This window comes from Bilifractor sp. LCP21S3_A7 (assembly GCF_052118825.1).
Taxonomy (GTDB): Bacteria; Bacillota; Clostridia; order Lachnospirales; family Lachnospiraceae; genus Bilifractor.
Genome location: NZ_JBQKGL010000039.1, coordinates 1 through 317, shown reverse-complemented (window position 1 = coordinate 317; position 317 = coordinate 1). Strand labels below are relative to the sequence as shown.

Sequence of the window (317 nt, the reverse complement as noted above, 5' to 3'; positions counted from 1 at the left end):
TGGGCTTAATTTCTTAAGTCCAAGTGGGCTTAAGTAGACTCGAACTACCGACCTCACGCTTATCAGGCGTGCGCTCTAACCGGCTGAGCTATAAGCCCTTTTCTGTTTTGATGCATATGTGATTCATATGCAGTGGAGATGAAGAGATTCGAACTCTCGACCCCCTGCTTGCAAGGCAGGTGCTCTCCCAACTGAGCTACATCCCCGTAAGGATGCTGGCGGCCGCCTATCTTTCCATACTGTCTCCGGCATAGTATTTTCGGCCGCCCGGGTCTTAACCATCGTGTTCGGAATGGGAACGGGTGTCTCCCCCGGGC

General features: G+C 53.0%; 2 tRNA genes and 1 rRNA gene. All 3 read right to left on the bottom strand.

Annotation, left to right across the window (positions count from 1 at the left end):
- Positions 1-24 precede the first annotated feature (24 nt).
- Positions 25-98 (bottom strand) — tRNA-Ile (locus ACTQ1O_RS14095).
- 35 nt (positions 99-133) lie between these two features.
- Positions 134-206: transfer RNA gene (locus ACTQ1O_RS14090), tRNA-Ala, on the bottom strand.
- A gap of 7 nt (positions 207-213) precedes the next feature.
- Positions 214-317 (bottom strand): 5S ribosomal RNA (gene rrf / locus ACTQ1O_RS14085); the annotation flags it as partial.